This is a genomic window from Actinoplanes sp. G11-F43, assembly GCF_050589265.1.
In the GTDB taxonomy this organism is placed as follows: Bacteria; Actinomycetota; Actinomycetes; order Mycobacteriales; family Micromonosporaceae; genus Actinoplanes.
Genome location: NZ_JBNZCE010000002.1, coordinates 210,568 through 235,396 on the forward strand (window position 1 = coordinate 210,568; position 24,829 = coordinate 235,396).

General features: G+C 70.5%; 22 protein-coding genes and 1 pseudogene. 15 read left to right on the plus strand and 8 right to left on the minus strand.

The genetic code is table 11. From position 1 onward, the window contains the following. Positions 1-13: 13 nt before the first annotated feature. Together ACQ0O7_RS01800 and ACQ0O7_RS01805 are read left to right on the plus strand one after the other, a co-directional pair. Positions 14-649, plus strand: a pseudogene (locus ACQ0O7_RS01800) (GNAT family N-acetyltransferase); the annotation flags it as partial. A gap of 171 nt (positions 650-820) precedes the next feature. Next, positions 821-1,483 carry a GNAT family N-acetyltransferase gene (locus ACQ0O7_RS01805; protein ID WP_430779968.1) on the plus strand — a complete coding sequence of 221 codons (663 nt, stop codon included), beginning with the start codon at positions 821-823 and terminating at the stop codon, positions 1,481-1,483. Between the two features lie 440 nt (positions 1,484-1,923). Here the strand turns inward: ACQ0O7_RS01805 and ACQ0O7_RS01810 are convergent, their stop codons facing one another. Next, positions 1,924-2,220: an antibiotic biosynthesis monooxygenase family protein gene (locus ACQ0O7_RS01810; protein WP_430779935.1), complete on the minus strand. Its 297-nt coding sequence runs from the start codon at positions 2,218-2,220 to the stop codon at positions 1,924-1,926. A gap of 403 nt (positions 2,221-2,623) precedes the next feature. Here ACQ0O7_RS01810 and ACQ0O7_RS01815 point away from each other — a divergent pair, with 403 nt between their 5' ends. Continuing rightward, complete coding sequence (locus tag ACQ0O7_RS01815; RefSeq protein ID WP_430779936.1) at positions 2,624-3,625, plus strand: TerC family protein; 1,002 nt, start codon at positions 2,624-2,626, stop codon at positions 3,623-3,625. Between the two features lie 363 nt (positions 3,626-3,988). Here ACQ0O7_RS01815 and typA read toward each other — a convergent pair whose 3' ends face one another. Then, the gene (gene typA, locus ACQ0O7_RS01820) at positions 3,989-5,851 is read right to left on the minus strand and encodes a translational GTPase TypA (protein WP_430779937.1); all 1,863 of its coding nucleotides are present in this window, start codon (positions 5,849-5,851) and stop codon (positions 3,989-3,991) included. Between the two features lie 151 nt (positions 5,852-6,002). On the opposite strand from typA, the gene ACQ0O7_RS01825 reads away from it, so the two are divergent. Together ACQ0O7_RS01825 and ACQ0O7_RS01830 are read left to right on the plus strand one after the other, a co-directional pair. Beyond that, positions 6,003-6,815 carry a lytic transglycosylase domain-containing protein gene (locus ACQ0O7_RS01825; protein ID WP_430779938.1) on the plus strand — a complete coding sequence of 271 codons (813 nt, stop codon included), beginning with the start codon at positions 6,003-6,005 and terminating at the stop codon, positions 6,813-6,815. 151 nt (positions 6,816-6,966) lie between these two features. After that, positions 6,967-7,392 (plus strand): uL11 family ribosomal protein, encoded by a 426-nt coding sequence (locus ACQ0O7_RS01830; RefSeq protein WP_430779939.1) that lies wholly within the window; start codon positions 6,967-6,969, stop codon positions 7,390-7,392. 70 nt (positions 7,393-7,462) lie between these two features. On the opposite strand, the gene ACQ0O7_RS01835 is transcribed toward ACQ0O7_RS01830, so the two are convergent. After that, positions 7,463-8,125, minus strand: coding sequence for an ATP-dependent Clp protease proteolytic subunit (locus ACQ0O7_RS01835; protein WP_430779940.1), 663 nt, complete (start codon positions 8,123-8,125; stop codon positions 7,463-7,465). 43 nt (positions 8,126-8,168) lie between these two features. Here ACQ0O7_RS01835 and ACQ0O7_RS01840 point away from each other — a divergent pair, with 43 nt between their 5' ends. From ACQ0O7_RS01840 to ACQ0O7_RS01855, 4 genes are all read left to right on the plus strand, one after another. After that, positions 8,169-8,885 (plus strand): GntR family transcriptional regulator, encoded by a 717-nt coding sequence (locus ACQ0O7_RS01840; RefSeq protein WP_430779941.1) that lies wholly within the window; start codon positions 8,169-8,171, stop codon positions 8,883-8,885. 80 nt (positions 8,886-8,965) lie between these two features. After that, on the plus strand, positions 8,966-10,429 hold the full coding sequence (locus tag ACQ0O7_RS01845) for a hypothetical protein (protein WP_430779942.1): 1,464 nt from the start codon (positions 8,966-8,968) through the stop codon (positions 10,427-10,429). A gap of 102 nt (positions 10,430-10,531) precedes the next feature. Continuing rightward, complete coding sequence (locus tag ACQ0O7_RS01850) at positions 10,532-15,511, plus strand: sensor histidine kinase (RefSeq protein WP_430779943.1); 4,980 nt, start codon at positions 10,532-10,534, stop codon at positions 15,509-15,511. A 65-nt stretch (positions 15,512-15,576) separates the two neighbouring features. Then, positions 15,577-15,780 carry a hypothetical protein gene (locus tag ACQ0O7_RS01855; protein WP_430779944.1) on the plus strand — a complete coding sequence of 68 codons (204 nt, stop codon included), beginning with the start codon at positions 15,577-15,579 and terminating at the stop codon, positions 15,778-15,780. 184 nt (positions 15,781-15,964) lie between these two features. On the opposite strand, the gene ACQ0O7_RS01860 is transcribed toward ACQ0O7_RS01855, so the two are convergent. Continuing rightward, positions 15,965-16,597 (minus strand): hypothetical protein, encoded by a 633-nt coding sequence (locus ACQ0O7_RS01860; protein ID WP_430779945.1) that lies wholly within the window; start codon positions 16,595-16,597, stop codon positions 15,965-15,967. Positions 16,598-17,086: 489 nt separating this feature from the next. On the opposite strand from ACQ0O7_RS01860, the gene ACQ0O7_RS01865 reads away from it, so the two are divergent. After that, entirely contained in the window at positions 17,087-17,377 is a 291-nt protein-coding gene (locus tag ACQ0O7_RS01865) for a hypothetical protein (protein ID WP_430779946.1), read from the plus strand. Between the two features lie 60 nt (positions 17,378-17,437). On the opposite strand, the gene ACQ0O7_RS01870 is transcribed toward ACQ0O7_RS01865, so the two are convergent. Continuing rightward, positions 17,438-18,043, minus strand: a complete 606-nt coding sequence (locus ACQ0O7_RS01870) for a hypothetical protein (protein ID WP_430779947.1) — start codon at positions 18,041-18,043, stop codon at positions 17,438-17,440. Positions 18,044-18,361: 318 nt separating this feature from the next. On the opposite strand from ACQ0O7_RS01870, the gene ACQ0O7_RS01875 reads away from it, so the two are divergent. Genes ACQ0O7_RS01875 through ACQ0O7_RS01890 form a run of 4 tightly spaced genes read left to right on the plus strand, consistent with a single transcriptional unit; the run spans position 18,362 to position 21,291 of the window. Then, on the plus strand, positions 18,362-18,643 hold the full coding sequence (locus tag ACQ0O7_RS01875) for a hypothetical protein (RefSeq protein ID WP_430779948.1): 282 nt from the start codon (positions 18,362-18,364) through the stop codon (positions 18,641-18,643). Positions 18,644-18,646: 3 nt separating this feature from the next. Next, on the plus strand, positions 18,647-18,958 hold the full coding sequence (locus ACQ0O7_RS01880; RefSeq protein WP_430779949.1) for a hypothetical protein: 312 nt from the start codon (positions 18,647-18,649) through the stop codon (positions 18,956-18,958). A 30-nt stretch (positions 18,959-18,988) separates the two neighbouring features. Beyond that, the gene (locus ACQ0O7_RS01885) at positions 18,989-20,509 is read left to right on the plus strand and encodes an NCS1 family nucleobase:cation symporter-1 (RefSeq protein WP_430779950.1); all 1,521 of its coding nucleotides are present in this window, start codon (positions 18,989-18,991) and stop codon (positions 20,507-20,509) included. Further along, on the plus strand, positions 20,509-21,291 hold the full coding sequence (locus ACQ0O7_RS01890; RefSeq protein ID WP_430779951.1) for an aspartate/glutamate racemase family protein: 783 nt from the start codon (positions 20,509-20,511) through the stop codon (positions 21,289-21,291). Before ACQ0O7_RS01885 ends, ACQ0O7_RS01890 begins: the two co-directional genes overlap by 1 nt. Before the next feature lie 568 nt (positions 21,292-21,859). Here ACQ0O7_RS01890 and ACQ0O7_RS01895 read toward each other — a convergent pair. From ACQ0O7_RS01895 to ACQ0O7_RS01905, 3 genes are read right to left on the minus strand one after another with little or no spacing between them, the layout of a single operon-like run. Continuing rightward, complete coding sequence (locus tag ACQ0O7_RS01895) at positions 21,860-22,000, minus strand: hypothetical protein (RefSeq protein WP_430779952.1); 141 nt, start codon at positions 21,998-22,000, stop codon at positions 21,860-21,862. 11 nt (positions 22,001-22,011) lie between these two features. Continuing rightward, positions 22,012-22,623, minus strand: a complete 612-nt coding sequence (locus tag ACQ0O7_RS01900; RefSeq protein ID WP_430779953.1) for an MBL fold metallo-hydrolase — start codon at positions 22,621-22,623, stop codon at positions 22,012-22,014. Then, a complete protein-coding gene (locus ACQ0O7_RS01905) occupies positions 22,620-23,315 on the minus strand; it encodes a maleylpyruvate isomerase family mycothiol-dependent enzyme (protein ID WP_430779954.1) in 696 nt (231 codons plus the stop codon). Before ACQ0O7_RS01905 ends, ACQ0O7_RS01900 begins: the two co-directional genes overlap by 4 nt. Positions 23,316-23,513: 198 nt before the next feature. Between ACQ0O7_RS01905 and rsgA the strand changes: the two genes are divergently transcribed. Beyond that, positions 23,514-24,563, plus strand: a complete 1,050-nt coding sequence (rsgA, locus tag ACQ0O7_RS01910; protein WP_430779955.1) for a ribosome small subunit-dependent GTPase A — start codon at positions 23,514-23,516, stop codon at positions 24,561-24,563. Positions 24,564-24,829 lie beyond the last annotated feature (266 nt).

The window sequence follows — 24,829 nt, forward strand, 5'->3', positions numbered from 1 at the left end:
CTAGGGTGGCGGCATGACACCACCCGCCCAGCCCGAGCCGTGGGGTGAGCCGAGCGAGGACGACCTGCTCCGGCTCACCCGCCGCTGCCTGGCCGCAGACGGCGGCCTCCCGCTGGCGGCCACCCCGTGGTTCGTGCGGAGCCGCTGGTCAGGCCCAGGCACGAGGGCGTTCGTGGTCCGCACCACAGACGATCCCACCGTTCTCTCCGGACCGGGTGGGCCTGCGGTTGTTGCCGGACCGGGTGGGCCTGCCGATTTCCCGAGGCCCGGTGGATCCTCCGTTCCTCCCGTGTCTGGTGTTGCTCCTTCTGGGGCTGGTGGCGCTCTTCCTGGGTCTGGTGGTCGGGACGCTCCGTCGGCCTCTGGTGGTCGGGCCGGGAGCGGGGTCGGAGTTGGCGATCTGGTTGCCGGGGGCGCAGCATCGGCTGGCGGCCCGGTGGGCGAGAGACCGGTCACGTCGGACGAGAGTGAGCCCTCAGCGGGCACATCCGCCGGTGCCGCCGCCGCGGCTGGGAACGTTTCCGGGCGAGTGGTGGCCGCGGTCTCGGTGCGGCCCGGGCCGGACGGCGCCATCGTGACGGGGATGGTGGATCCGGAGTTCCGGGGCCGCGGGATCGGGGCGCGGCTGCTGGACGTCGCTTTAGAGACCGCCGACGGCATTGCCGCTGCCGGTGCCATTGGTGCTGCCGGGGTCGACGCTCAAGATGTCTCCGGGGGCGCTGGTGGGGCCGGGGTGACTGTGGAGAGCGAGGGACTTTCTGCGGGGGCCGAGGAACTCTTCGCGAGTCGCGGGTTCCGGTTGGTTTTCGCCGAGGATGTGATGCGGATCGAGCTGGCCGGGGGCCAGAGGCGGATCCCGCTGGGCACTGACGGCCGCCCGGAAACCGGATCGGTTCCGGGTGCCGAGATCACCGGACGGTTTCTCGGCTCTGAGACCGCCGGACGGTCTCCTGAGGCCGAGATCACCGGACGGTTTCCCGGGCTTGAGACCAGCGGACGGTCTCCCGGAGCCGAGATCACCGGACGGTTTCCGGGAACTGAGATCACCGAGTGGGCGCCGGGCATCGAGATCACCGAGTGGGCGCCGGGCACCGGGAGCCGATTCCATGCGGTGTATGCGGCGGCCTTCCGGGAACGGCCGGGCTTTCCGGATCCGCCCGCGGCCGAGTGGATCGAGGAGACCGCTGAGGAGGACGACTTCCGGGCGGACTGGTCGCTGCTGGCCACCGTGCCTGGCATCGGGGACGCCGGATTCGTCACCGCGACCGAGGGCTGGATCGTCCAGGTGGGCGTGGTGCCCGCCGCACGCGGCACCGGTCTGGGCGCGGCGCTGATCCGGGAGTCGCTACGCCGGGCCGCCGCAGCCGGATTCGGCGAGTCCTGGCTCTGCGTCAACGCCGACAACCCGGCGGCGAACCTCTACCGCCGTCTCGGCTTCCAGCACCGCGGCCGGCGCGCCCGCTACCGCAGGTCCCCGGCCTGACGATCGCCGTTGAAGGACCCTCCTTGACGCCCGTTCCCGGAAAGCCCACCCCGACATCTACCGCCTGGCGAGCCCGGCCGGAGGCCCGCTGCCGGAGAGTCCGGCCGGAAGCCGGCAGATTGGAGAGTTCGGCCGGAAGCCGGCAGGTTGGAGAGCCCGGCCGGAAGTCGGCAGTTGGAGAAGCACAGCTGGAAACCTGTTGTTGGCGGAGCCCCACCGGGAAACCGCTGTCTGGAGAGGCCGGCCGGAAGCCCGCCGCTGGCGAGCTCAGCCGGAAGCCCGTCCTGGCGAGCCGGCCGGATGCCCGCCGCTCGAACGGGCCCGGCGAAAGCTGCCGAAGGCCTGGCCCGACGGTTGCTGCCCGGCAGGGGCGAACCGGTCAGCGGACAGGGTGAACCGGTCGATGGGCGGCGAGCGGCGGTCCGGTCAGTGGACGGAGATCATCGTGTCGGCACGTCGGTGAAATACTCGGCCATCGGCGGCTGTGCCAGTGCCCCGCCGATCAGGGCGCGCCACTGGGCCAGCCGATCCGTACGACGGAAGTTGTGTTCGTGGGCTTCTATGCTGTCCCACTCGGCCAATAAGACGAATCGGGTCGGCGCCTCGACGCCGCGTTGCAGGCGCACTGAACGGCAGCCTGGAGCCTCCGCCACCACGGGCCGCGCCAGCTCGAAGGCGTGGACGAACTCGTGCTCGCGGCCGGGCAGAACGTCGATGAGGGTGACTTCGAGAACCATGCCCGCAAGAGTCCCATACGTACCTAATGGGGAGCGTACTAGGATGCCGCACGGGGTTGATCTCGCTGTTCGGGGCGTACTCTGAGGGCGAGCGCGGATCTCTCTCCGGAGTACTGAATCGAGTGGTGCGTGTCGATACCGGCGGGATGTGCGGTTCGACCGCGAGCCGTACCACTCCTTGCCCTCCCGATGTGTCGTTCGTGCCACCCGTGCGCAACAATGGCGCTGTGGGAGGGGAGTATTCCCCCGTGCCGGTCTCGTCAACACGGAACGCCTCACGGCGTACCCGGGGCCGGCGGTCGCGGACGGTCGCGGCGGAAGAGACCTCCGACAGTCGCACGTCGCTGCACTCAGCCGGACCCGGCGGGGCGCAGCGTCGACCCGTGTCTGCCGGAGGTTCTAGTTGAACGTTCCCGCCTGGGTGTGGGCCGCCACTCTGGTCGCGCTCATCGCAGTCCTGGCTGTCGACCTCTTCATCATCGGTCGGCGGCCGCACGAGCCCAGCATGAAGGAAGCGGGCGCCTGGGTCGCGGTCTACGTCGGCCTCGCCGTGCTCTTCGGCGTCGGGCTCGGGGCCGTCGCGGGTGGACAGGCGGCGGGGGAGTTCTACACCGGCTGGCTCACCGAGTATTCGCTGAGCGTCGACAACCTGTTCGTCTTCGTCATCATCATGGCCCGTTTCGCGGTCCCGCGGCACCTGCAACAGAAGGTGCTGATGATCGGCATCGTGCTGGCGCTGGTGATGCGTGGCGCGTTCATCGCGGCCGGTGCCGCCCTGATCTCCCAGTTCTCCTGGGTCTTCTACATTTTCGGCGCGTTCCTCGTCTACACGGCGTTCACGCTGGTCAAGGGTGAGGACGAGGAGGATGAGTTCAAGGAGAACATCCTGATCCGCTGGTCCAAGCGGGCGCTGCCGTTGTCCTCCTCCTTCGGCGACGGCCGGTTCACCACCGTGTCCGACACCGGCAAGCGGCTCTTCACCCCGATGCTCATCGTGACGATCGCGCTCGGCACCACGGATCTGATCTTCGCCCTGGACTCGATCCCGGCGATCTTCGGCATCACGAAGGAGCCGTATCTGGTCTTCACCGCGAACGTCTTCGCGCTGATGGGCCTGCGCCAGCTCTTCTTCCTGCTGGGTGGCCTGCTGGAACGCCTGGTCTACCTGAACATCGGCCTGGCCGTGGTGCTGGCCTTCATCGGTGTGAAGCTGGTGCTGGAGGCCCTGCACACCAACAACATCTCCTTCATCAACGGCGGTGAGGGCTTCCACTGGGCCCCCGAGGTCCCGATCTGGCTCTCCCTGCTGGTGATCCTCGGAACCCTGGCCGTGGCCACCGTGGCGAGCCTGATCAAAACCTCCCGGGACCGCAAGAAGGATCTCCTGAGCACCCCACACAACTGATCACCCCCTCGACATCACCGAAAGCCCGGACGACGAAGCGATTGTCGTCCGGGCTTTCGCCGTCAAACATCGGACCACGGTCCGATGTTTGCCCCGTCAGAGCGGCATACGGTCGACGAACGCAAGCAGGCAGAGGAACGCAGACGGCTCCCCGGGACCCGTACCACCAATTGATCTTTGAAAACTCAACAGTGTGAACCGCACACAGACACAGAAGCGGCAACCCGAGGTCTCGGGCGGGGCGGTGCACACGAAGGATCAAGCCGTGGGCACCGCCCCGCCCGAGACCGCCCCACGCGCCCCCGACACAAATCCGGCCCACCCGGAACGAATCCCGGATGGGCCGAAGAAGCAGAGCAGGAACTACTGGTGCTTACGGCGAGCGGCGGCCCGGCCGCGAGCGGTCTGGTCGAGAACGACCTTCCGGATCCGGACAGCGGCCGGGGTGACCTCGACGCACTCGTCCTCGCGGCAGAACTCCAGCGACTGCTCCAGGGACAGCTTGCGCGGCGGGATCACCTTCTCGGTGTTGTCGGCGCTGGCCGCACGCATGTTGGTGAGCTTCTTCTCCTTGGTGATGTTGACGTCCATGTCGTCATCCCGGGAGTTCTCACCGACGATCATGCCTTCGTACACCTCGGTGGCGGGCTCGACGAAGAGCTGCCCGCGCTCCTGGATGTTGATCATCGCGAAGGCGGTGACCGCGCCGGCCCGGTCGGCGACGAGCGACCCGTTCTGGCGGGTGCGCAGCTCGCCCACCCACGGCTCGTAGGACTCGAACAGGTGGTGCATGATGCCGGTGCCGCGGGTCTCGGTGAGGAACTCGGTGCGGAAACCGATCAGGCCACGGGCGGGGACGAGCCACTCCATGCGGAGCCACCCGGTGCCGTGGTTGATCAGCTCCTCCATCCGGCCCTTGCGGGTGGAGAGCAGCTGGGTGATGGCACCCATGTACTCGTCCGGGGCGTCGATGGTGAGGCGCTCGACCGGCTCGTGGACCTTGCCGTTGATGGTCTTGGTGACGACCTGCGGCTTGCCGACGGTGAGCTCGTAGTTCTCCCGGCGCATCTGCTCGACCAGGATGGCGAGGGCCAGCTCGCCACGGCCCTGGACCTCCCAGGCGTCCGGCCGGTCGGTGTTGAGGACGCGCAGCGACACGTTGCCGATGAGCTCCTTGTCGAGCCGGTCCTTGACCATGCGCGCGGTGACCTTGGCGCCCTTGACCTTGCCGACCATCGGCGAGGTGTTGGTGCCGATGACCATGGAGATGGCCGGCTCGTCGACCTGGATGAGGGGGAGCGGGATCGGGTTCTCCGCGTCGGCGAGGGTCTCACCGATCATGATGTCGGCGATGCCGGCGAGGGCGATGATGTCGCCGGGGCCGGCGCTCTCGGCGGGCTTGCGCTCCAGGCCCTCGGTGATCAGCAGCTCGGAGATGCGCACGTTGCTGATGGTGCCGTCGGTCTTGCACCAGGCGACGGTCTGGCCCTTGCGGATGGTGCCCTGGTGGACGCGGCAGAGGGCGAGACGGCCGAGGAACGGTGAGGCGTCGAGGTTGACGACGTGAGCCTGGAGCGGCGCGCCCTCCTCGTATGTCGGAGCCGGGATGGTGTCCAGGATGGTGCTGAACAGCACCTCCAGGTCGGTGCTGTCCTCGGGGACGGCGCCGTCCTTGGGCTGGGTCAGCGAGGCGATGCCGTCGCGGGCACAGGCGTAGACGATGGGGAACTCGATCTGGTGCTCGTCGGCGTCGAGGTCGAGGAACAGCTCGTAGGTCTCGTCGACGACCTCCTTGATGCGGGCGTCGGGGCGGTCCACCTTGTTGATGATCAGGATGATCGGCAGCTTGGCGGCGAGGGCCTTGCGCAGCACGAAGCGGGTCTGCGGGAGAGGGCCCTCGGAGGCGTCGACGAGCAGGGCGACACCGTCGACCATGGTGAGGCCGCGCTCGACCTCTCCACCGAAGTCGGCGTGGCCGGGGGTGTCGATGATGTTGATGGTGACCGGGTCACCCTCGGCCGGCTGGTAGCTGATCGCCGTGTTCTTGGCGAGGATGGTGATGCCCTTTTCCCGCTCCAGGTCCATGGAGTCCATGACGCGGTCGGCCATCTCGCCACGCGCGTGGGACTGGCTGCCCTGGCGCAGCATGGCGTCGACCAGGGTGGTTTTGCCATGGTCGACGTGAGCGATGATGGCGACGTTGCGTAGGTCGGTGCGGGTCTGCATGACACCCATTGTTCCCGGCTCAGGTTGCCGTTCGTGACACGGGGTCAAGACCCGAATCTTGTGGTCTTCTGTCCCGTTTTCTGGCCTGTGGTGATCGCCAGGTCACTGCTAGCGTCATTCATCGATGTCTTACGGGGGAAGGGTGGCATCGATGGGGATTCGTGTGCACGCGGTGGCCGGGCTGGTGGCGTTGATGGTGGCCGCCGGGTGTGGGCTGGCGGGAGCCGGGGAGCAGAGGTCGGCGGCGCCGGTCGCGGCGTCCCCGGTGCTCGAGGAGCCGCTCGCGGAGGAGACCGTGGAAGCGGAGGAGACCGAGGTCGCGGAAGAGTCCCCGGAGCCGGTCCGGACATCGAGCAAGCCGAAGAAGAAGACATCGAAGGCGCCCACGGCCAGCCCCAGTGCCACCGAGGAGGACTGGAGCCAGGAGCCGGCCTGCTACGACTACGTCGGGAAGAACATCTCCAAGAGCAAGGCCAAGGCGGCCCTGCGTACGGCGGCGGCCCGGATCTACTGGCGCACCGAGGCGCCGAAGCTGAAGCTCAATCTCACCCTGGTGCGTTCGGTCGCCTGGCAGGAGAGCGGCTGGCAGAGCGCGATCCGGAACTGTGACGGCGGTTTCGGGCTGATGCAGGTCATGCCGGACACGCTCGATCACATGAACCAGCGGTTCGGCCTCGCCTACGACGCGACCGGTGACCATCGGGACAACGCCTTCGCCGGCGCGAACTATCTGGCCTGGCTGACCAAGTATTTCGGGGACAACTACTTCAAGGGCAGCTATGACCTGAGCCCGTCGAAGTGCAGGAGCCATTCCAGCTGGTGCCTCCTGAACGTGGTGGTGTCCGGTTACAACGCCGGGTATGGGACGGTCGACGAGGCGGCTCGGAAGAAGAAGCTGCCCAACCCGGAGTACGTCGACTCGGTGCGCTCGCTGATGGCCGACTGCCCCTGCAGCAAGTACTGAGGTAAACCGGGATACACTGGGGTCCGTTCCCCGAGGCCTCAGTTTGGATTCCGCCACCGCGGACCGGTACTGTCTCGGGGTTGTCGTGTGTCGTTGAAGCTGGCGAGCTGCGAGTTCGGCCCGTGCAGCTCACCCTAAGGAGCCCTACTCAATGCCGCCCAAGAAAAAGACTCATGAGGTAACCCTCGCGCTTGAGGCGGGTAACGCCGCGATGGTCGACCTCGGTAAGATGCTCGGCCCGACCGGTGCCAACATGCGTGCCGTCAAGGTCGAGTACGACGAGGCCACCGCGAAGAACCGCGGCGAGATCATCCCGGTCATCGTCTCGGTCTACGAGGACCGCAGCCACACGCTGGCCTACAAGACGCCGCCGACCAGCTTCCTCATCCGGAAGACCCTGGGCATCCAGTCCGGCGCCGCCAACCCGCTCACCACGACCGTCGGGACGCTCAGCGCGACCCAGGTCAAGGAGATCGCGGAGCGCAAGCTGCCCGACCTCAACGCGAACGACCTCGACGCCGCGATCAAGATCGTGGCCGGCACCGCCCGCTCCATGGGCGTGAAGGTCGCCGTCTGAGCCAGGCCGTCACGAACGAGCCGGCAAGCTCAGAACGAGCTAGGTAGTTGAGAACGGACCGCGGTGATCATCACCGCGGTCCGTTCTTCTTAGGGGTGACGACCTCGTCGATCAACCCGTAGTCCACGGCCTCGGCGGCGCTCAGACTGCGCCCGCCGGACAGGTCGTCCTCGATCCGGCTGCGGGGCTTACCGGTCAGTTCGGCGAGCCGGATCACCACCTCCTCGAGTTCGCGCAAGTGCTGCCCGGCCGCGGCGGCCACCTCGTCGGCGGTCCCGGTCACCCCGGCGGTCCGCGGCTCGGACAGTTTGAACCGGGCGTGCCGGTACGCCGCCCGCTGATCAGCCGCCGCGATGACCGCCAGGGCAGCACCCCCGGCCTCTGCGGTGACCAGGGCGTGCACCGGTGCGGCTAGTGCGTCCAGCACGTCGACGACCGAGAGCGCGGCGCTCAGATCCCCACCCGAACTGGACACGTGCAGGTGGATCGCCTCCGGCCCGGCCGAGTCGAGAGTGAGCAGCGCGGCCACGATCCCGGACGCGGTCTCGGCGTTGAGCTGACCTCGCAGCATCACGATCCGCTGGTCGAAGAGGCGCTCCTCGAGCCACCCGGGGAAGCCGGGCGTGATCCCGGGCGAGTGCGGGGGCTGCCACTCGGGCGGGTGGCTCGGCTGGGGGAACAGTGGCACGGAGACCTCCCGGATCAGCGCTCTGACCGCCAGCCTATCCAGCATCGTGCGAAACGTGCCGATAACCAAACGGGACTAGGGTCCGGCCATGTCCGGACCCCGGCGCAGATCGGCGCTGATCGCCCGGCTCGCCGATCGGCCCGCGGGCAGCGCGCAGAGTGCGATCGTCGACGAGCTGCGGGCGGTCATCCTGCACGGGCAGGTGCCACCCGGGTCGGCGATTCCGGTGGACGCGGTGGCGGCGGAGTTCGGGGTGAGCCGGATACCCGTACGGGAAGCTCTGATGACCTTGATCGGGGAGGGGCTGGTCGACCACCGGGCCAACGGCGGCTACCGGGTGGCCATGATGACGGCCCGTGAGTTCGGTGAGATCTACCTGGTCCGGGAGGCACTGGAGTCGGCCGCGCTGCGGGTGGCGGTGGCCGGTGCGACGAGTGACGACGACCGGTCGGCCCGGGCGGCCTTGCGGGCGCTGGACGCGGCGATCGAGGCCGGTGACGGCGGGGCGGCTTATCACCGGGAGAGCCGCCGGTTCCATCTGGCGCTGATCGTCCCGTGCCGGATGCGCCGGCTGCTGGGCATGCTGGAGTCGGCGTGGAACATGACCGAGCCGCTGCGGCCGATGTCGCACCTGACCGGTTCTGATCGGGAACTGCTGCATGCCGACCACGCCGGGATGCTGGCCGCCTTCCTGCGCCGGGACGCCGACGCACTGGCCGGGGTCTGCGCTGCCCATCACGGTCGGCTGCAGGGGTTCATCTCGGTACTGCCGCGGGACATCGGGCTGTTCGCCGAGGACGATTAGTCCGATGTGACCCGGCCGCCCGGCCAAAAGCCGAAACAACCGGACAAATCACCGCCAATATGGGGTTAGCCTGACCGCCTGTGAACACCCGAATGATCCTCGCCGTCGCCGGCCTGCTCGGACTGACCGGCTGCGGGGCCGCTCCCGCCGAACCCGAGGCGAAACCCGCCACCGCCGCGGAACTGACCGCTCTGGCCGACCGGCTCTGGACCACCGAACTGCCCACGGCCACCCCCACGGTGGCCGACCTGACGGCGAGACTGATCGCCACCCAGCCCGAGGCGGCATCGGTCAACGGCTGGAACGCCGCCGACGTCCGGGCCGCCCTGGAGACGGTGGCGACCGTGATCGCGGCGACCCGTCTCGACGTGAACCATCTGTGCGCGGCCGAGGGCGCGACCACCTTCCGGCAGTACACGAGCCGTGATCTGAAGTCGTGGATGACCGATCCGGCGAACAAGCCCGAGACCGGCGAGTTCTATCCCGAGGTCACCCTGGCCGGGGTGCTGGACATCGAACCCGGATGTGGCGGCGCGCACCTGGTCGGCGACGGTGTGGTGCTGGGTGATCAGATGTGGAAGGTGCGCAAGGGCGACGACGGCTGGCCACTGGCGATCGACACGATCCTGCGGTCCACCCACCTGCTGACCGACCCGGACGGGCATCCCCAGCCGATCGCCACCGACATCCGGATGACGTACGAGATGGCGTACGAGGGTGGGGGCTGGAAGATCGGTGGGTGGCGCAACGCGTCCTACGGGCAGTACCGGGCGGTCTGGGCCGAGGGCACGGTCCTGCCGGACGGCTACCTTCCCCCGGCCGCGACCGCACCGGCGAGCGACCCGGCGGCGACCGGAGCGGTCACCACGGCGCTGGAACGCTGGACGGCGACCGCCTCCGCGTCGACGCTGCTGCGGGTCGAGTCGGCCGGCGCGATCCGTCACCAGGGCACCCGGGCGACGGAATTCACCAGCACCGGGACGTTGTCGCCGGCGGGCGGCTACGGCTCGTTCACGATGGGCGCCGAATCCTGGATCGAGATCGGCGGCGAGTACTGGGGCAAGCGGAGCCCGGACGACAAGGGCTACCCGAAACCGTTCTCGGCCGAGGCCGACCTCGGTCTGCCGTGGCGTAGCGCGCTCACCAGCGAGCCTGCGCTGGTCTCCTCGGTGACCGTGGACACGTCTCCGTTCGAGTGGATCGGCCTGCTGGAGCGGGCCACCACGGCCGCCGCCGAGACGGAGTGCCAGGCTCCGGCCGTCACCTGTTACCTGACCCTGGTGCCCACTGCGGCCACCGGCGACGACCAGCCGGACGCTCTGATCGGCGCCCGGGCCCGGGGCCAGGCGTTCCTGCCGCTGCAGGTGGGGCTGGCCGCGGACGGCTCACTGGTGCGGCTGGGCCTGGACCAGCGGTCCACCGACGTCTACCGCAACCACTTCACCGCCTCGATGACGGTCACCGCCACCTCGGTCACCGCGCCACCCGCCGTCACCGCGCCACCCGCGGACCAGGTGGCCGACTCGACCGGGATCGCCTACTGAAACAGAAACACCCCGGCGTGAACGGGCCGGTGGCACGGTCCTGCTGAGCCTGGTGTTCCCGGAAGTGACCCCGGCGCGCCGGAAAACGACAAAAATCGGGGCGTGGGTGAAGTGGTGCTCTATCGCGGCGAGCGGACCCGGGTCCTGCGCCGTGACGGGCTGATCCACAAACGGGTCACCGGGGCCGGCGCGGCCCGCCGGGTCGAGCACGAGCAGGACGTTCTGCGACGGCTCGCCGGGCTGCCGGGGGTGCCGAGGCTCGCCGGTCACCAGTCGCGCCAGACGCTGATCCTGGTGGACGACGACGGAGTGGTGCCGGACGGCGAACCGATGCCCGTACCCAGGCTGTGGGAGGTGGGGGAGAACCTGGCGGCGACCCTCGCCGCCGTGCACCGCGCCGGGGTGATCCACCGGGACGTCACCCCGGCCAACGTCCTGCTGACCACGGCCGGCCGCCCGGTGCTGATCGACTATGACCTGGCGCTGACCGGGCCGGGCGACGACGACCCGATCGGCGGCCCGGTCGGCACGCTCGGATTCCTGGCACCGGAGCAGACCGGCCGGATCGGGCCGGCGGTGGACGCCCGCGCCGACCTGTACGGGCTGGGCGCCACTCTGTATGCACTGGCCACCGGCGTGCCACCGATCGGCGGGCAGGACACCCTGGACCTGGTCCGGGACACCCTGGTGAGCCCGCCGGTCCCGCCCGGACGGCGGCGGGCCGGTCTGCCGTCACGGCTCGGCGAGATCATCATGCGGCTGTTGGAGAAGGATCCGGACCGCCGCTACCAGAGCGCCGACGGGCTGGCCCACGACCTGGCTCGCGGGCGGATCGATCCGGACGGGCGCTGGCCGCTCGGCGAACGCGACTTCCCGGCGTTCCTCACCCCACCGCCGGGGCTGATCGGCCGGGAACGGGAGATCGCCGTGATCACCGGGACACTGGACCGGGCATTGCGCGGCGGGGCGCCGGCGGTGCTGGTCACCGGGCCGTCCGGGGTCGGCAAGAGTGCCCTGGTCCGGACGCTGCATCCGATGATCAACGCCCGGGGCGGGTGGTTCGCCGCCGGCCGGTTCGACAGATTCCGGACCGGCACGAACACCGGCGGCATCACCCGGGCGCTGCGGGCGCTGATCCAGTCGGCGCTGGCCGAACCGGAGGAGGAGATCGCCGGGGACCGCCGCCGGATCATGGCCGAGCTGGGACCCAACACCGATGTGGTGTGCGCGGCGATACCGGAGATGCTCGACCTGCTCGGGCTCTGCGAACCACGGCAGCCGGTGGATCTGCCGGCCGCCCGGGCCCGGGTCGCCGCCGCGGCGGTGGGTGTGCTGCGGGCGTTCGCGGCCCGGCGCCGGATCGTGGTGGCGCTCGACGACCTGCAGTGGGCTTCCAGCGGATCCTTGCAGGTCCTGGACGGGGTGCTGCAGGCCGGGCCGATTCCCGGACTGCTGATCGCGGTGACCTACCGTGATGAGGACCCGGGGCTGCGGGCGCTCGTCGACCGCTGGCGGCGGGAGGACCGGATCGACCCGGTGATCCGGCTCGGCGGGCTGGACCGGCGCGGCACCGCCGACCTGACCGGGATGGTGCTGCGGATGGCCCCGGCGGAGGCGGCCGGGCTGGCCGAGGCGATCCGGGACGGTGGCGGGGGCAACCCGTACGCGACGGTGGAACTTCTCAACGCGCTGCGGTCCGAGCGGTTGCTGACCCTGTCCGGAGAGGGCTGGCGATGGGACCCCGCGGCGGTACGGGCATTCGTGTCCTGTCACCGGATTCCGCGACTGGTGACCGTACGGCTGGAGCAACAGCCCGCCGGAACCCGCCGTCACCTGGCCGCCCTGTCCTGCCTCGGCGGTGACGCCACGACCGGCCTGCTGGCGGACGCCACCGGGACCACCGCACCGGACCTGGCCCGGCATCTGGCCCCGGCCGTGGCGGACGGGCTGATCCTCATCACCGGGGACACCGTCCGGTTCCGGCTGGACCTGGTGCACGAGGCGGCCCGGGACCTGCTGACCCCGGCCGAGTGGGAGAGCACCCACCTGGATCTGGCTCGCCGGCTGGCCCGGCGGGCGGACCGCGACCAGGAGGCGGCCGAACAGTACCTGGCCGCGGCCGCGCTGGTGGAGGACCCGGACGAACGGCGGGCGGCGGCGGATCTGCTGCACGCGGCCGGCCGCCGGACCGTCCGGCTCACCAACTATCCGGTGGCGGCCGAACTGTTCGACGCCGCGGCCCGGCTGCTGGCCCCACTCGGGGGCCGGGACGACGTCGACGTGGACCGGCACGCCACCCACTACTGCCTGGGCCGGCTCGACGAGGCCGACAGCATCTACCGGGACCTGGTGGCCCGGTCGCCGGATCTGGTGACACTCGCCGAGGCCACCGCGATCCAGGTCAACCTGCTGGCCCTGCGGGGTGACTCGGCGGCCTCGTACGCCCTGGGGCTGGACGTGTTGCGCCGGTTCGGCATCGAGCCACCGGAGGAACTGGGGCCGTACGTACGGGCGGAGACCGCCGCCCTGCGGGACCTGCTGCCGGTGCTGGAGCGGATGCCGGAGACGACCGATCCGCGGGTGCTGGCGGCCGGCCGGCTGATCAACCGGCTGCTGGTGCCGGCCTATCGGCTCGGGCCGCTGCACCACGGGTGGGTGGTGTTGCAGGCGTACCTGCTGTGGCGGCGGGAGGGAGTGTGCCCACCGGTGATCGGGGCCGGTGGGGCGGCGGTCTGCGTCACGATCGACCAGTTCGACGACTTCCGCACCGGATACCTGCTCAGCCGGTTCGTCGCCGAGACCGGGCGGGAACACGGATTCCTGGCGGAGACCGCGATCGCCCGCTACATGTACCTGTATCTGGCCGCCCACTGGTTCGAGCCGTTGGAGAAGATCGCCGACGCCGGGCCGCCTGCCCGGGACGACCTGTTCGTCGCCGGTGACGTGCTGGTGGCCGGGTTGTCCAGTGCCCGGCACATCGCGGCGCTGCTGGACAGCGCGGACTCGCTGGAGACGGTGGCCGGTGAGATCGGCGCGGCGATCGACTCGGCGGAGCGGACCGGCAACCGGACCGCGATGCTCAGCCTGACCGGGTACCGCGACCTGGTGAACGGCCTGCGCGAGCCGGGTCCGGAACGTGCGTCTGATCCGGGTCGTGAGCCGGGATCGGACGGTGCGCCGGGCTCGGGCACCCCGTCGGGTTCGGATGACCAGCCGGGTCCGGACCGTGAGCCGGAGCAGCCGGCGGGCCTGCACACCTACCCGCCGGCCCTGGCCACCCACCACGTCAACCGGGCGCTGGCCGCCCTGCTGCGGGACGACCCGGCGGCCCTGGACCGGGAATCGGCGGCCGCGATGGAGCACTCCGGCGCGATCCGGGGGTTCTATGTGTCCGGCCTGGCCAGGGTGGCCCGCTGCCTGGCACTGACCACCCGGCTGCGCGACGGCGACGGCACCGTCGCCGCCGAACTCGCGGCTGTCCGGGACTGGGTGGCCGCGCGTGCCGCCGACTCACCCCGCAACTTCCGGCCGCTGCTGCGCCTGATCGACGCGGAGCGGGCATGGGCGCGCGGCGACCCGGACGCGGCCGCCCGGCACTTCGACGCCGGCCTGGACGAGGTGACCGGCCGGCCCTGGCACCGGGCGGTGCTCGCCGAGCGGGCCGCCCGGTTCCACCTGGAACGCGGCATGGCACACACCGGGCGGCGGCTGCTGATCGAGGCCCGTGACACGTACCGGGCATGGGGTGCCGGTGGGCCGCTGTCCCGGCTGGAGGCCGGGCACCCGTTCCTGCGGGCCACCGTGGGCAACCCGGACGGGGGATCAGGCAGTGGTTCCGGCACCGACCGGATCGACCTGGTGGCCATCCTGCGCGCGTCCCGGGCGCTGAGCTCGGCGACATCGCTGGCCGGGCTGGAACAGCAGGTCGGGGACGTGCTCAGCGCGATGACCGGGGCCACCCACGTGCACCTGGTGCTACGGCACCGCGGCGGGGACTGGCACACCACCGCGATCGCCGGTGACACCCCGGCGGCCGGTGACACCCCGGCTGGGGCGGACCGGCTCGACTCGGCGGTGCGATACGTGCTGCGGACCCGCAAACCGCTGCTGGTGGCCGATGCCACCCGGGACGCGCGGTTCGCCCGGGACCCGTACCTGGCCGGGCTGGGCACCTGCGCGCTGCTGGCGGTGCCGATCCCGAGCCGGGGAGTGGACGGCGCGGTGCTGTTGCTGGAGAACCACCGGCAGGACGGGGTGTTCGCCACCGAGGGGCTGGAGACCGTACGGCTGATCGCCGGGCAGTTGGCGGTGTCGCTGGACAACGCCCTGCTCTACGACTCGCTGGAGGACACCGTGCGGGCCCGTACCGCCGATCTGGCCGACCGGCACCGGGAACTGGAGGCGGCCAGCCGGCTCAAGAGCGACCTGATCGGCATGCTCGGCCACGAGATCAACAACCCGCTGGCGATGATGCTCGGCAACCTCGACCTGGCGCTGTCCGAGGAGGATCTGCCCGCCGGGGCCCGGCAGATCGTCACCCGGGTCCACCGCACCACCCAGCGGCTGGCGGTGATCGTCCAGGAGGTGCTGGACCTGGTCAGCCTGGACGCCGGGCGGCTGACCGCGCATCCGGCCGCGGTGCGGGTGGCCGACCACATCGAGGCGGCGCTGGCCGCCACGTCGGCGGCCGGGGTGCCGGTGCGCTGCCCACCGGACCTGGTGGCGATGATGCAGCCCAGCCACCTGGACCAGATCCTCACCAACCTGATCAGCAACGCGGCGAAGTACGGCGGCGGGGTCACCGAGGTGGTCGCCCGCCCGGCCGGCCCGGCGGTGACCGTCGAGGTGCGCGACGGCGGCCCGGGGGTGCCTGCCGAGTTCCGGGACCGGCTCTTCGACCGGTTCGCCCGCGCCGAGTCGACCGCCGGGACGGTGACCGGCACCGGACTGGGCCTCTACATCGTGCGGGAGCTGGCCCGGGCCAATCAGGGGGACGTCGACTACCGGCCGGGTGAGAGTGGCGGGTCGACTTTCGTGATCCGGATGCGGAATGTCGAGGAACCCGCGGAAATGCCTGGATGATCGGCCGGACAATCTGGACCGAAGTCGTTTTGTGGAGACGGCCCGGCGGCTTTTAACATCAGCAGATGCCGACCGACATCAACACCGTATTCGAGATCGTATTCTGCATTGCCATCGCGGCGTCGGTGGCTTATCTCGGGGGCCGTTTCCATCAGTGGTATCGGCTCGGGACGGACCGCGACCAATCGTTCCAGGAAGGCTACCGGCACGGTTACCGGGCGTTCTTCCTGCTCGCCGTCCGCGATTTCCGGCCCGGCCCGGGCCGGTGAACGGCCGAGGGCGGGCACCGGAGACCGTGCCCGCCCTCGGGTACGCCCGGGCCCGCGCCCTTGTCCAGGGGGTGCGGGCCGTCAGCAACCGGAATTCACCGCTCGGTGGCCCGTGCGGCCGGGCCGGGCGTGCTGCCCGGCCGGCACGGACGTGGTGCGTGCTGTTTCTTGCGGAGGAGAGTCTCTAGCGGCCCGGCCCACCTCCCCGCGGCCCGTCGCCCATGCCGCTCCGGTGACCGCCGCCCTGGTGGCCGCGGTCGGGCCCGCTCTTGCCGGGCTTGCCGAAGTCGCCCCGACCGGGCTTGCCGAAGTCGCCCCGTCCCGGCTTGCCGAAGTCCACCCGGCCGGGTTTGCCGAACACCACCCGGCCCGGGTGGCCGTAGATCGCCCGCCCCGGGTGCCGCTGGAACACCTTGGCCGGCCGGCCCGGACCGTACTGCCCCACCCAGACCGGGCGGTACTGGCTGGGGAAGGCGCAGACGGACCGCAGGGCGACCTCGAAACCGATCCGGTCCCAATTGTCGTAGCTGACGACCTGGAGCGCCCAGGCTCCGCCGCGCGGCCCGACCCGTACCGGAGAGCAGTTGTAGTCGTCCCAGAAGGCGTTCCGTTCGCCGAATCGCCCGGCCTTTTCGCACGCCTGCAAAGACGAATAGAAACCGGCGACCTGAACACCCTCGTTCAAGTACACGGGCCGAGGGGAGGGCTTGGAGTGCGAGACGTTCGTTGCGACCGCCTGGGCCGGCCCGGCCCCGATCGCCAACGCGGCGAGCAGTCCGATTCCACCCGTGGCGATCACACGGTTGAGCTTTTTCATCGCGATTCCTTTCGCATTTCCCGGTGGTGCCCTTTCAGGATGGGAAACCGCGATTCCGCTACGCCGGACGTCGCTCGGGCGTCCATCGCCGGATGCCGGAAAGGCGGTCGGCCGCTGTCCGTTCAGCGGATCGAATCGGTCGGTGTCGCGCTGCGTAGTGAAGCGACAACTCTCCCGCTGTCGTGCGAGTGTCCCCTCGCGCCCAGCCGATCATCCCGCCGGATCCGGCGTTCAGGGGAGGCCCGCCATCCGATCTCCCGACGATCCGGTGACCGGACGTGGGCCGCGTCCCGTCGCTTCTCCCCCGAAATAGTTCACCGACGGGCATTTCGGCACCTTGTTTTGCGAACGTTTCGCTGTTATCGCATCGCCAGCCGGGGCGAATCCGGCACCTCTGGCGCTGCCCGGCATTTCTGGCAAGTTATTGGCATGACGGAAATTCCGGTGGCCCAAAGGGGACCGGACGAATACCAGAACAAGGAAACGATCGTGGCAAGAGACGACACGACCCTGTCCGCCCGCTGGCGGGCCGCCTACCGCGCGGCACTCGCCCTGCTGGAGAGCGACCAGCCGTACAGCGATCCCTCGGATCCGGTCGCCCGGGCCCGGGCGCAGCGTGCCCGCACCGACACCCGCCGGTGGATACGAACGCAGAAGACGCTTGCCTCCGTCGGCGAGCTCTCCCCGGTCCAGCGTCTCTTCGTGGCCCAGATCCCGGACAACTGGTGGGAGATCGATTTCCGGCGGCGGCGCCGGGAACGCCCGAGCCGGGAGAGGTGAGGGGTGAGAGCGGCGTCTGAGCCGCGATCCGGTCCGCGGCTCAGACGCTGAAACCGCCGCTCAGTCCAGGTCCAGGGGGTTCACCACGCCGGGCTGCTCGGCCCAGAGCGCCCGCAGCTGGTTCTGCAGGAACGCCGTGATCCGCTGGCGGTAGTCGTTGTCGAAGCTGGACAGCGCCTCGATCTGCCGCTGCAGCGCCTCACGCTGCAGGGCCAGCCCGCCGACCGCGTCCTGGTAACGCTGCTGGGCCTGAAGGGTCAGCTGGTCCGCGTGATCCTTCCCGTCGGTGACGATCCGCTCGGCCTCCGCGCGGGCGTCGGTCACCGTGCGATCGGCCTCGACCCGCGCGGCGGCCACGATCCGGTCGGCCTCGGCGCGGGCGCCGGCCACGGTCCGGTCCGCCTCGGCCCGCGTCTCGGCCGCGTACACCCGGGCCTCCCGCTGGACCAGCTCGGCCGCCGCCTGGGCCTCGGCCCGCAGCTGGTGCACGTGCCGGTTCACCGCGTCGAGGTGGTCGTCGGCGGTGCGCTGGGCCAGGGCGAGCAGCTGGAGCGCACCGTCCGGCAGGATCAGGGTCTCCGCCGCCGGCATCGACGTGGTGCGCTGCACCGGCGGTACCGCCGGGAGGATGGTCACGCCGTCGAGCAGCACCTTCTCGGTGTTCACGTTCGGTTCCCTTCGCGTGGATGGCCATCGTCCCGGCGCCGCCGACCGCGACGGCGCCTCCCTACTTATGACTGCAAAACGGCCAAAGTAGGCAAAATCGTTACGGGTTCCAGCGCGTGAACACTGCGGCATCGCACGCCCGGTCCGCGTACCCGGGCGGTGCCGGCCGACCGGATCAATGGGCTGATCGGCCATCCCGGCGCCGTCCTTTTCCGGCGGATCCGGAACCGGCGACTGACGTCCCATGTGGCCGGAAGCACGTTTGTCGTCGTGCAAGTAACGACATTCCCCGAACAATTCCCGAGGAGGACGGAAATCGTGTCCTGGAACGAGACGGCGCTGCTGGAGTCGCTCGGCGCGCTGGCGCTGGCGAGCCTCAGCGCCTACACCGGCGGCCTGGTGCACGAACGGCGGCGCGCCGACGACCGGCGCCGGGCGGCGTTCCGGAGAGGCTTCCACCGCGCCTACGCCGGCCGCCGCTGGAACGACGCGTCAGCCAGCCGGCGTTCCGACGGTCCGGCAGCGAGCCGGCGTTACGACGGCGCGGCAGCCGGCCGCTGTTCGGACGGTGCGTCCGCCGGCCGCCGGTGGAGGCGGTAGCCGATGACCGCACCCGGCAACGGCCCCCTCTGGTTCCTGCTGACCCTCGCCGTCGTGGTCTCCAGCTGTTACGCGGTGGGACGCGTCCACCAGTGGCACCGGCACGGCCTGGACCGCGACGAGGCGTACCGCATCGGCTACGACCGCGCGTCCCGCTCGATCCTCGGCATGACCGCACAGCCGGACCCCGGACCGTCCCCCGCCCGGCGGATCGTCAACCAGCGCCGGCTGTACCCGGCCCGCGAGGACACGGAGGCGCATGAGGGCGCGGAAGGATACGAGGGCACGGAAAGATATACAGTTCCGCACATCTGAGTGAAACAGCGGATTCATAGCGTGACGTCCATGGCCGACACCATCCCCAGTCAGCACCACGAGGACCTGGTCGAAGCCGCCGGCATGCCGGTCGGCAGCGGCGTCACGAAACCCGGATACGATCCCCGGCTCACCAACGAGGACCTGGCACCGCTCAAGGAACAGCGGTGGGGCTCCTACAACATCTTCGCGTTCTGGATGTCCGACGTGCACAGCGTCGGCGGATACGTCACGGCCGGCAGCCTCTTCGCCCTGGGGCTGTCCAGCTGGCAGGTGCTCGTCTCCCTGGTCGTGGGCATCACCATCGTCTACTTCTTCTGCAACCTGGTCGCCAAACCGTCCCAGGTGACCGGCGTGCCCTACCCGGTGATCAACCGGGTGGCCTTCGGGGTGCTCGGCGCCAACGTGCCGGCCATCATCCGAGGGGCGATCGCGGTCGCCTGGTACGGCATCCAGACATACCTCGCCTCGGCCGCCCTGGACGTGGTGATCCTCAAGCTGTGGCCGTCACTGATGCCGTACGCCGACGTGGACCAGTACGGTTTTCTCGGCCTGCCACTGCTCGGCTGGGCCACGTACGCGCTGCTCTGGGTCCTTCAGGCGGCGGTCTTCTGGACCGGCATGGAGACCATCCGCAAGTTCATCGACTTCTGCGGCCCGGCCGTCTACGTGGTCATGTTCGTCCTCGCCGGATACCTGATCTCGCAGGCCGGCTGGGGCGCCATCGACCTGAACCTGGGCGAGGTCACCGTCACCGGCCTGGACGCGGTCCCGGTGATGCTCGGCGCGATCGCCCTGGTCGTGTCGTACTTCTCCGGCCCGATGCTGAACTTCGGCGACTTCTCCCGCTACGGGCGGTCGTTCCAGGCGGTGAAGACGGGCAACTTCCTCGGGCTGCCGGTCAACTTCCTGATGTTCTCGATCCTGACCGTGGTGACCGCGAGCCTGACCGTGCCGGTCTTCGGGGAACTGCTCACCGACCCGGTGGAGACCGTCGCCCGGATCGACAGCACGTTCGCCATCGTTCTCGGCGCGCTCACCTTCACCATCGCCACGATCGGCATCAACATCGTCGCCAACTTCATCTCCCCGGCGTTCGACTTCTCCAACGTCAGCCCGCAGCGCATCTCCTGGCGGGCCGGCGGAATGATCGCCGCGGTCGGGTCGGTGCTGCTCACCCCGTGGAACCTCTACAACAACCCGGAGGTCATCCACTACACCCTGGAGACGCTCGGCGCCTTCATCGGCCCGCTGTTCGGTGTGCTGATCGCCGACTACTACCTGATCCGCCGGCAGCGGGTGGACGTCGACGCGATGTTCACCATGTCGCCGGAGGGGAGGTACTACTACAAGAAGGGGTACAACCCTCCGGCGATCATCGCCACCGCGGCCGGCGCCGCCATCGCCGTCGTCCCGGTGCTCGGCAAGATCACCGAGGTGGCCCAGTACAGCTGGTTCATCGGCTGCGGCATCGGCTTCCTGGTCTACCTGGCCCTTGCCAGGAAGAACACGAACACGAACCCGAACAACGCGAACACGACGACGAACTGATGCACATCAGGGTCATCAACCCCAACACCACGGCTTCGATGACCGCACTGATCGGGAGCAGCGCCCGGGCCGTCGCCGGCCCGGGCGTCACCGTCGAAGCGGTCAACCCGGCGATGGGCCCGGCCTCGATCGAGAGCCACTACGACGAGACCCTGGCCGTCCCGGGCCTGCTCACCGAGATCCGCGCCGGCGAACGCGACGGCGCCGACGGCTACGTGGTGGCCTGCTTCGGCGATCCCGGACTCGACGCCGCCCGGGAGGTCGCGGCCGGCCCGGTGGTCGGCATCGCGGAGGCGGCGATGCACGCGGCGATGCTCGTCGGCCGCGGTTTCAGCGTGGTGACGACCCTCGGCCGTACGGCGGGGCGAGCCCACGACCTGGCCCACCGCTACGCCCCCGCCGGCGCCTGCCGGGGCGTGCACGCGTGCGAGATCCCGGTCCTGGACCTGGAGACCGACCCCACCGTCCTGCCCCGCGTCGTCACCCTGGCCCGGCAGGCACTGGCCACCGACGGCTCCGACGTGATCGTGCTCGGCTGCGCCGGGATGGCAGGATTCTGTGCCGAGGTGTCCGCCCGGGTCGGCGTACCGGTGATCGACGGGGTCACCGCCGCCACCCTGATGGTCCAGTCGCTGGTCACGCTCGGACTCGGCACCTCCAAACACGGCGAGTACGCTGCGCCCCTGGTCAAGCCGTACACCGGAATGCTGAACGGCTTCACGCAACCCCGGGGAGGTGACAGTCGTCAGGGAGGCGTGCGAGCTGAGGAGGGGCCCGGGTGACGCCCCACCTGCTGGACGGACCCGGCCTCCGTCTCGTCCCTTGTGTTCCTGGGCGTGATGGTCGTGCCCACAGCCGCTGCCGAGGCCGGCGACACGGTGATCGCCGAGAAGGCCGAGGCTGCCCGCAAGGGCGAATACGTCCCCACGCCCGGCATGACGCTCCGGGATCGCGATCACCATCGTCGGCAGGGACTGGCAGCCGGAATCGTGGGCCGTCGAGGCAGTCGCCGATCCCGTGCCCATCCCCGGCCGCATCCGGGACGGCCACTCAGCTCACCGAGCCGCCGCACCGGCCCACGATCCGATGACGCTCCCCGCCGGCCTGCGCCACGAACCTCACCGGGCACTGGCCGACGCGGTCCTGTGCAACGCAGCCGCGCACGCGGGATGGCACGCCGCCTGGCGGAGCTGGTCATCAGCTTTCCGAGGAAGCCGTCCAGAACGTGGCGCGGCTCGTCCAGAACGTGGCGCGGCAGCGTGAAGTTCGCGACACCGACCGGCGAGGCCGCCGTGACCGGGATCCGGTGAGCCCGAGTGATAGTCGAGACTTGTGGAGGAGAGATGTTGATCAGGCGGATGCGGTCTCGGTGGTGGCCGGGCCGGTGATAGGCCGTTCGAGACGGGAGCCGGTGCGGACCAGGGTGTGCACGTCACCGAGGACGCCCGGCCGCGGCTGATCGGGGCCGGCGGTGAGACCCGGACGGGGCAAGCGCCCCGGTCTCACCAGCCTCGGGCCCGCCACTGCGGCAGGGACGGGCGCTCCGCACCCAGGGTGGAGTCCTTGCCGTGGCCCGGGTAGAAGACGGTGCCGTCGGCGAACCGGCCGAACAGTTTGTGCTCGACGTCGTCGATCAGCGACGCGAAGTTCTCCTTCACTCCCCGGGTGTTGCCGACTCCGCCCGGGAACAGGCTGTCCCCGGTGAACAGGTGCTCACCCCGGTACGACAGCACGATCGACCCCGGTGTGTGCCCCACCACATGGATCACCTCCAGGACGTGCCCGCCGACCTCCACGGTGTCACCGTCGGCCAGCGTGCCGGTCACCACCGGGATCTCCACCGCGTCGTCGGCATGCGCCAGCGACTCCGCCCCGGTCACCCGCACCACCTCGGCCAGCGCCTGCCAGTGGTCGCTGTGCCGGTGCGTGGTCACCACCGCCCGCAGACCGGCCGGGCCGATCAGCTCCAGCAGCCGCCCGGCGTCGTTCGCCGCGTCGATCAGCAGCTGCTCACCACCGGCCGACAACAGATAGGCGTTGTTGTCCATCGGGCCGACCGACAGCTTCGTCAGCGTCAGGCCGTCACCGATCGCACGGGAATACTCGGGGCTCATTTCCACCTCGCGGGCTCGGGAAGCTCGCCGTCCGGCGAGACGGTCAGGTCGGAGCCGTCACCGCGACCGGTCAGCCACCCGGCCAGCGACCGGGCCGGGCCGGACACCACCGGGCCACCCGCACCGAACGTCAGCGGATGCCCGAACTCGTCCGCGCGCACCACCATCGACGGGGAACCGGCCGGCGGCTCGACCGCGGCCGCCCGCAACAGCCGAATCGCGAACGGCTCGGGCCAGTCGGCCGGCGTATAACCCCGGCCCAGATCGACCCGGTGCATCTCCACCTCGCACAGCCGCAGCCACGGCACCGCCGCCGCGGACCGGGCCATCGGCAGCGCCACCGCCCAGGCCGGCGCGGGCATCGCCGCGGCCGCGTCGGCGAACCGGTCGTGCGCCCGCCGCAGATCGGCCAGCTGCTCGATCACCGGGCGTGCCGCACCCGCCTCGATGCCGGCCTCACGGGCCTCCCGCGACGCGTACGCCGGAGTCTCCACCCCGGTCCGCGCCCAGGTCAGCAGGTTGGTCAGCGCGTCCGCGTTACGGGCCAGATGGGACAGCACATGACCCACCGTCCAGCCCGGCAGCAGCGACGGCGCGCCGATCTCCGCGTCGGTCAGCGACGCCGCGGCGCCGAGCAACGCGCCGGTCGCGGCCTCCACGTCGGTCATCAACACCAGCGGATCGATCGTCACGACCCCGACCCTAACCCCTCACTCCCGGAATTCGCTTTCGCGGCGGAGCGGTCGTCCGTACCGTCGTGGCAGACGCGCTGATCGATCACATGCGGAGGAGGTGAGGAGCGTGCTGTCTTCCGTTACCGCGTCCCTTCACCCGGGGGCCTTCGCCTGACCCACAGGCCACGCCGTCCCCCCACACCGCAAAGGGTTCTCATGTCGTACCACCTGTCCCAGCTGGGCTGGGACGACCGTTTCGTTCCCGCGTACCGCCGCTTCGACCGGCCCGACTCCACCCCCGGCCGGGTGCTCCGCGCCGACCGCGGAATCTGCACCGTCCTCACCGAGACCGGCGTGACCCGGGCCACGCTCGGCGGCGCCATGCTGATCGAGGCCGCTCGCGACCCGGCCGCACTGCCCTGCGCCGGCGACTGGGCGGTGCTGCGGCACTGGCCGGACCGGCGCACCACACTCGAACTCGTGCTGCCCCGGCACACCACACTCATCCGGCGCACCGCCGACAAGGACTCCTCCGGCCAGGTGCTGGCCGCGAACATGGACACCGTCGCGGTCGTCGAGCCGATCCATCCGGAACCCGACGACGCCCGCGTCGAACGCCTCCTCGCCCTGGCCTGGGAGTCCGGCGCCGACCCGCTGCTGGTCCTCACCAAGAGCGACACCACACGCGATCCGGAGGCGATGGCCCGGCAGTTCGCCGAGCTGGCCCCCGGCGTGCCGGTCCTGCCGGTCAGCGTGCGACGGGGGCGAGGGCTGGAGGCGTTACGCGCCCACCTCGGCCCGGGCCGCACGATGGCACTGCTCGGCAGATCCGGCGCCGGCAAGTCGACGCTGGTCAACGCGTTGGCCGGGAGCAACCTGATGCAGGTTCAGGAGATCCGCGACGCGGACGGCAAGGGCCGGCACACCACCGCCTACCGCAACCTGGTGCCGATCCCCGGCGGCGGCGCGGTGATCGACACCCCCGGCATCCGCGGCGTCGGCCTGCTCGACACCGGCGGCGGCCTGGACCGGGCGTTCGCCGACGTCACCGACCTGGCCGGCCGCTGCCGCTTCGACGACTGCCGGCACGAGACCGAACCCGGCTGCGCGGTGCAGGCGGCGCTGGCCGACGGCACCCTGCCACCCCGCCGCCTGGCCAGCTGGCGCAAACTCCGCCGCGAGGTCGAGGTGGAGAGCGGCCGCCGATCCGCGAGGTTGGCCCGCCAGCGACGTCTCCCCGCGCCCCCGAGCCCGCGTCGTCTCTGAACCCCTTTCCGGTACGCGCCGATCACAGCCCTGTCTCGTCCCCGCGAGGTGGGCGGAACACCGGACCGTCCGGCGACCGCCGGGCGCATGCGGTGGTCCCGGGAGTGTGCCGCGTAGCGGTGCGGAACGCACCGCTACGCGGCACACGAAGAACGCGGCCCGCCGGTGGTGGACGGCGGCCGCGACCAGAGGCGTGCCACCGCATTCGCCCGGCGGCCGCCGGACGGCCCGGAGATGAACCCACCTCGCGAGGACGACGCGGGACC

Bases quoted from the DNA above. Each gene is read 5' to 3' on its own strand.
- ACQ0O7_RS01900 (WP_430779953.1), bottom strand. From the start codon at position 22,623: ATGAGCCCCGAGTATTCCCGTGCGATCGGTGACGGCCTGACGCTGACG.
- ACQ0O7_RS01810 (WP_430779935.1), bottom strand. From the start codon at position 2,220: ATGGTTCTCGAAGTCACCCTCATCGACGTTCTGCCCGGCCGCGAGCAC.
- ACQ0O7_RS01885 (WP_430779950.1), top strand. From the start codon at position 18,989: ATGGCCGACACCATCCCCAGTCAGCACCACGAGGACCTGGTCGAAGCC.
- typA (WP_430779937.1), bottom strand. From the start codon at position 5,851: ATGCAGACCCGCACCGACCTACGCAACGTCGCCATCATCGCTCACGTC.
- ACQ0O7_RS01860 (WP_430779945.1), bottom strand. From the start codon at position 16,597: ATGAAAAAGCTCAACCGTGTGATCGCCACGGGTGGAATCGGACTGCTC.
- ACQ0O7_RS01855 (WP_430779944.1), top strand. From the start codon at position 15,577: ATGCCGACCGACATCAACACCGTATTCGAGATCGTATTCTGCATTGCC.
- ACQ0O7_RS01805 (WP_430779968.1), top strand. From the start codon at position 821: ATGCGGATCGAGCTGGCCGGGGGCCAGAGGCGGATCCCGCTGGGCACT.
- ACQ0O7_RS01890 (WP_430779951.1), top strand. From the start codon at position 20,509: ATGCACATCAGGGTCATCAACCCCAACACCACGGCTTCGATGACCGCA.
- ACQ0O7_RS01825 (WP_430779938.1), top strand. From the start codon at position 6,003: ATGGGGATTCGTGTGCACGCGGTGGCCGGGCTGGTGGCGTTGATGGTG.
- rsgA (WP_430779955.1), top strand. From the start codon at position 23,514: ATGTCGTACCACCTGTCCCAGCTGGGCTGGGACGACCGTTTCGTTCCC.
- ACQ0O7_RS01840 (WP_430779941.1), top strand. From the start codon at position 8,169: ATGTCCGGACCCCGGCGCAGATCGGCGCTGATCGCCCGGCTCGCCGAT.
- ACQ0O7_RS01835 (WP_430779940.1), bottom strand. From the start codon at position 8,125: ATGCTGGATAGGCTGGCGGTCAGAGCGCTGATCCGGGAGGTCTCCGTG.
- ACQ0O7_RS01880 (WP_430779949.1), top strand. From the start codon at position 18,647: ATGACCGCACCCGGCAACGGCCCCCTCTGGTTCCTGCTGACCCTCGCC.
- ACQ0O7_RS01830 (WP_430779939.1), top strand. From the start codon at position 6,967: ATGCCGCCCAAGAAAAAGACTCATGAGGTAACCCTCGCGCTTGAGGCG.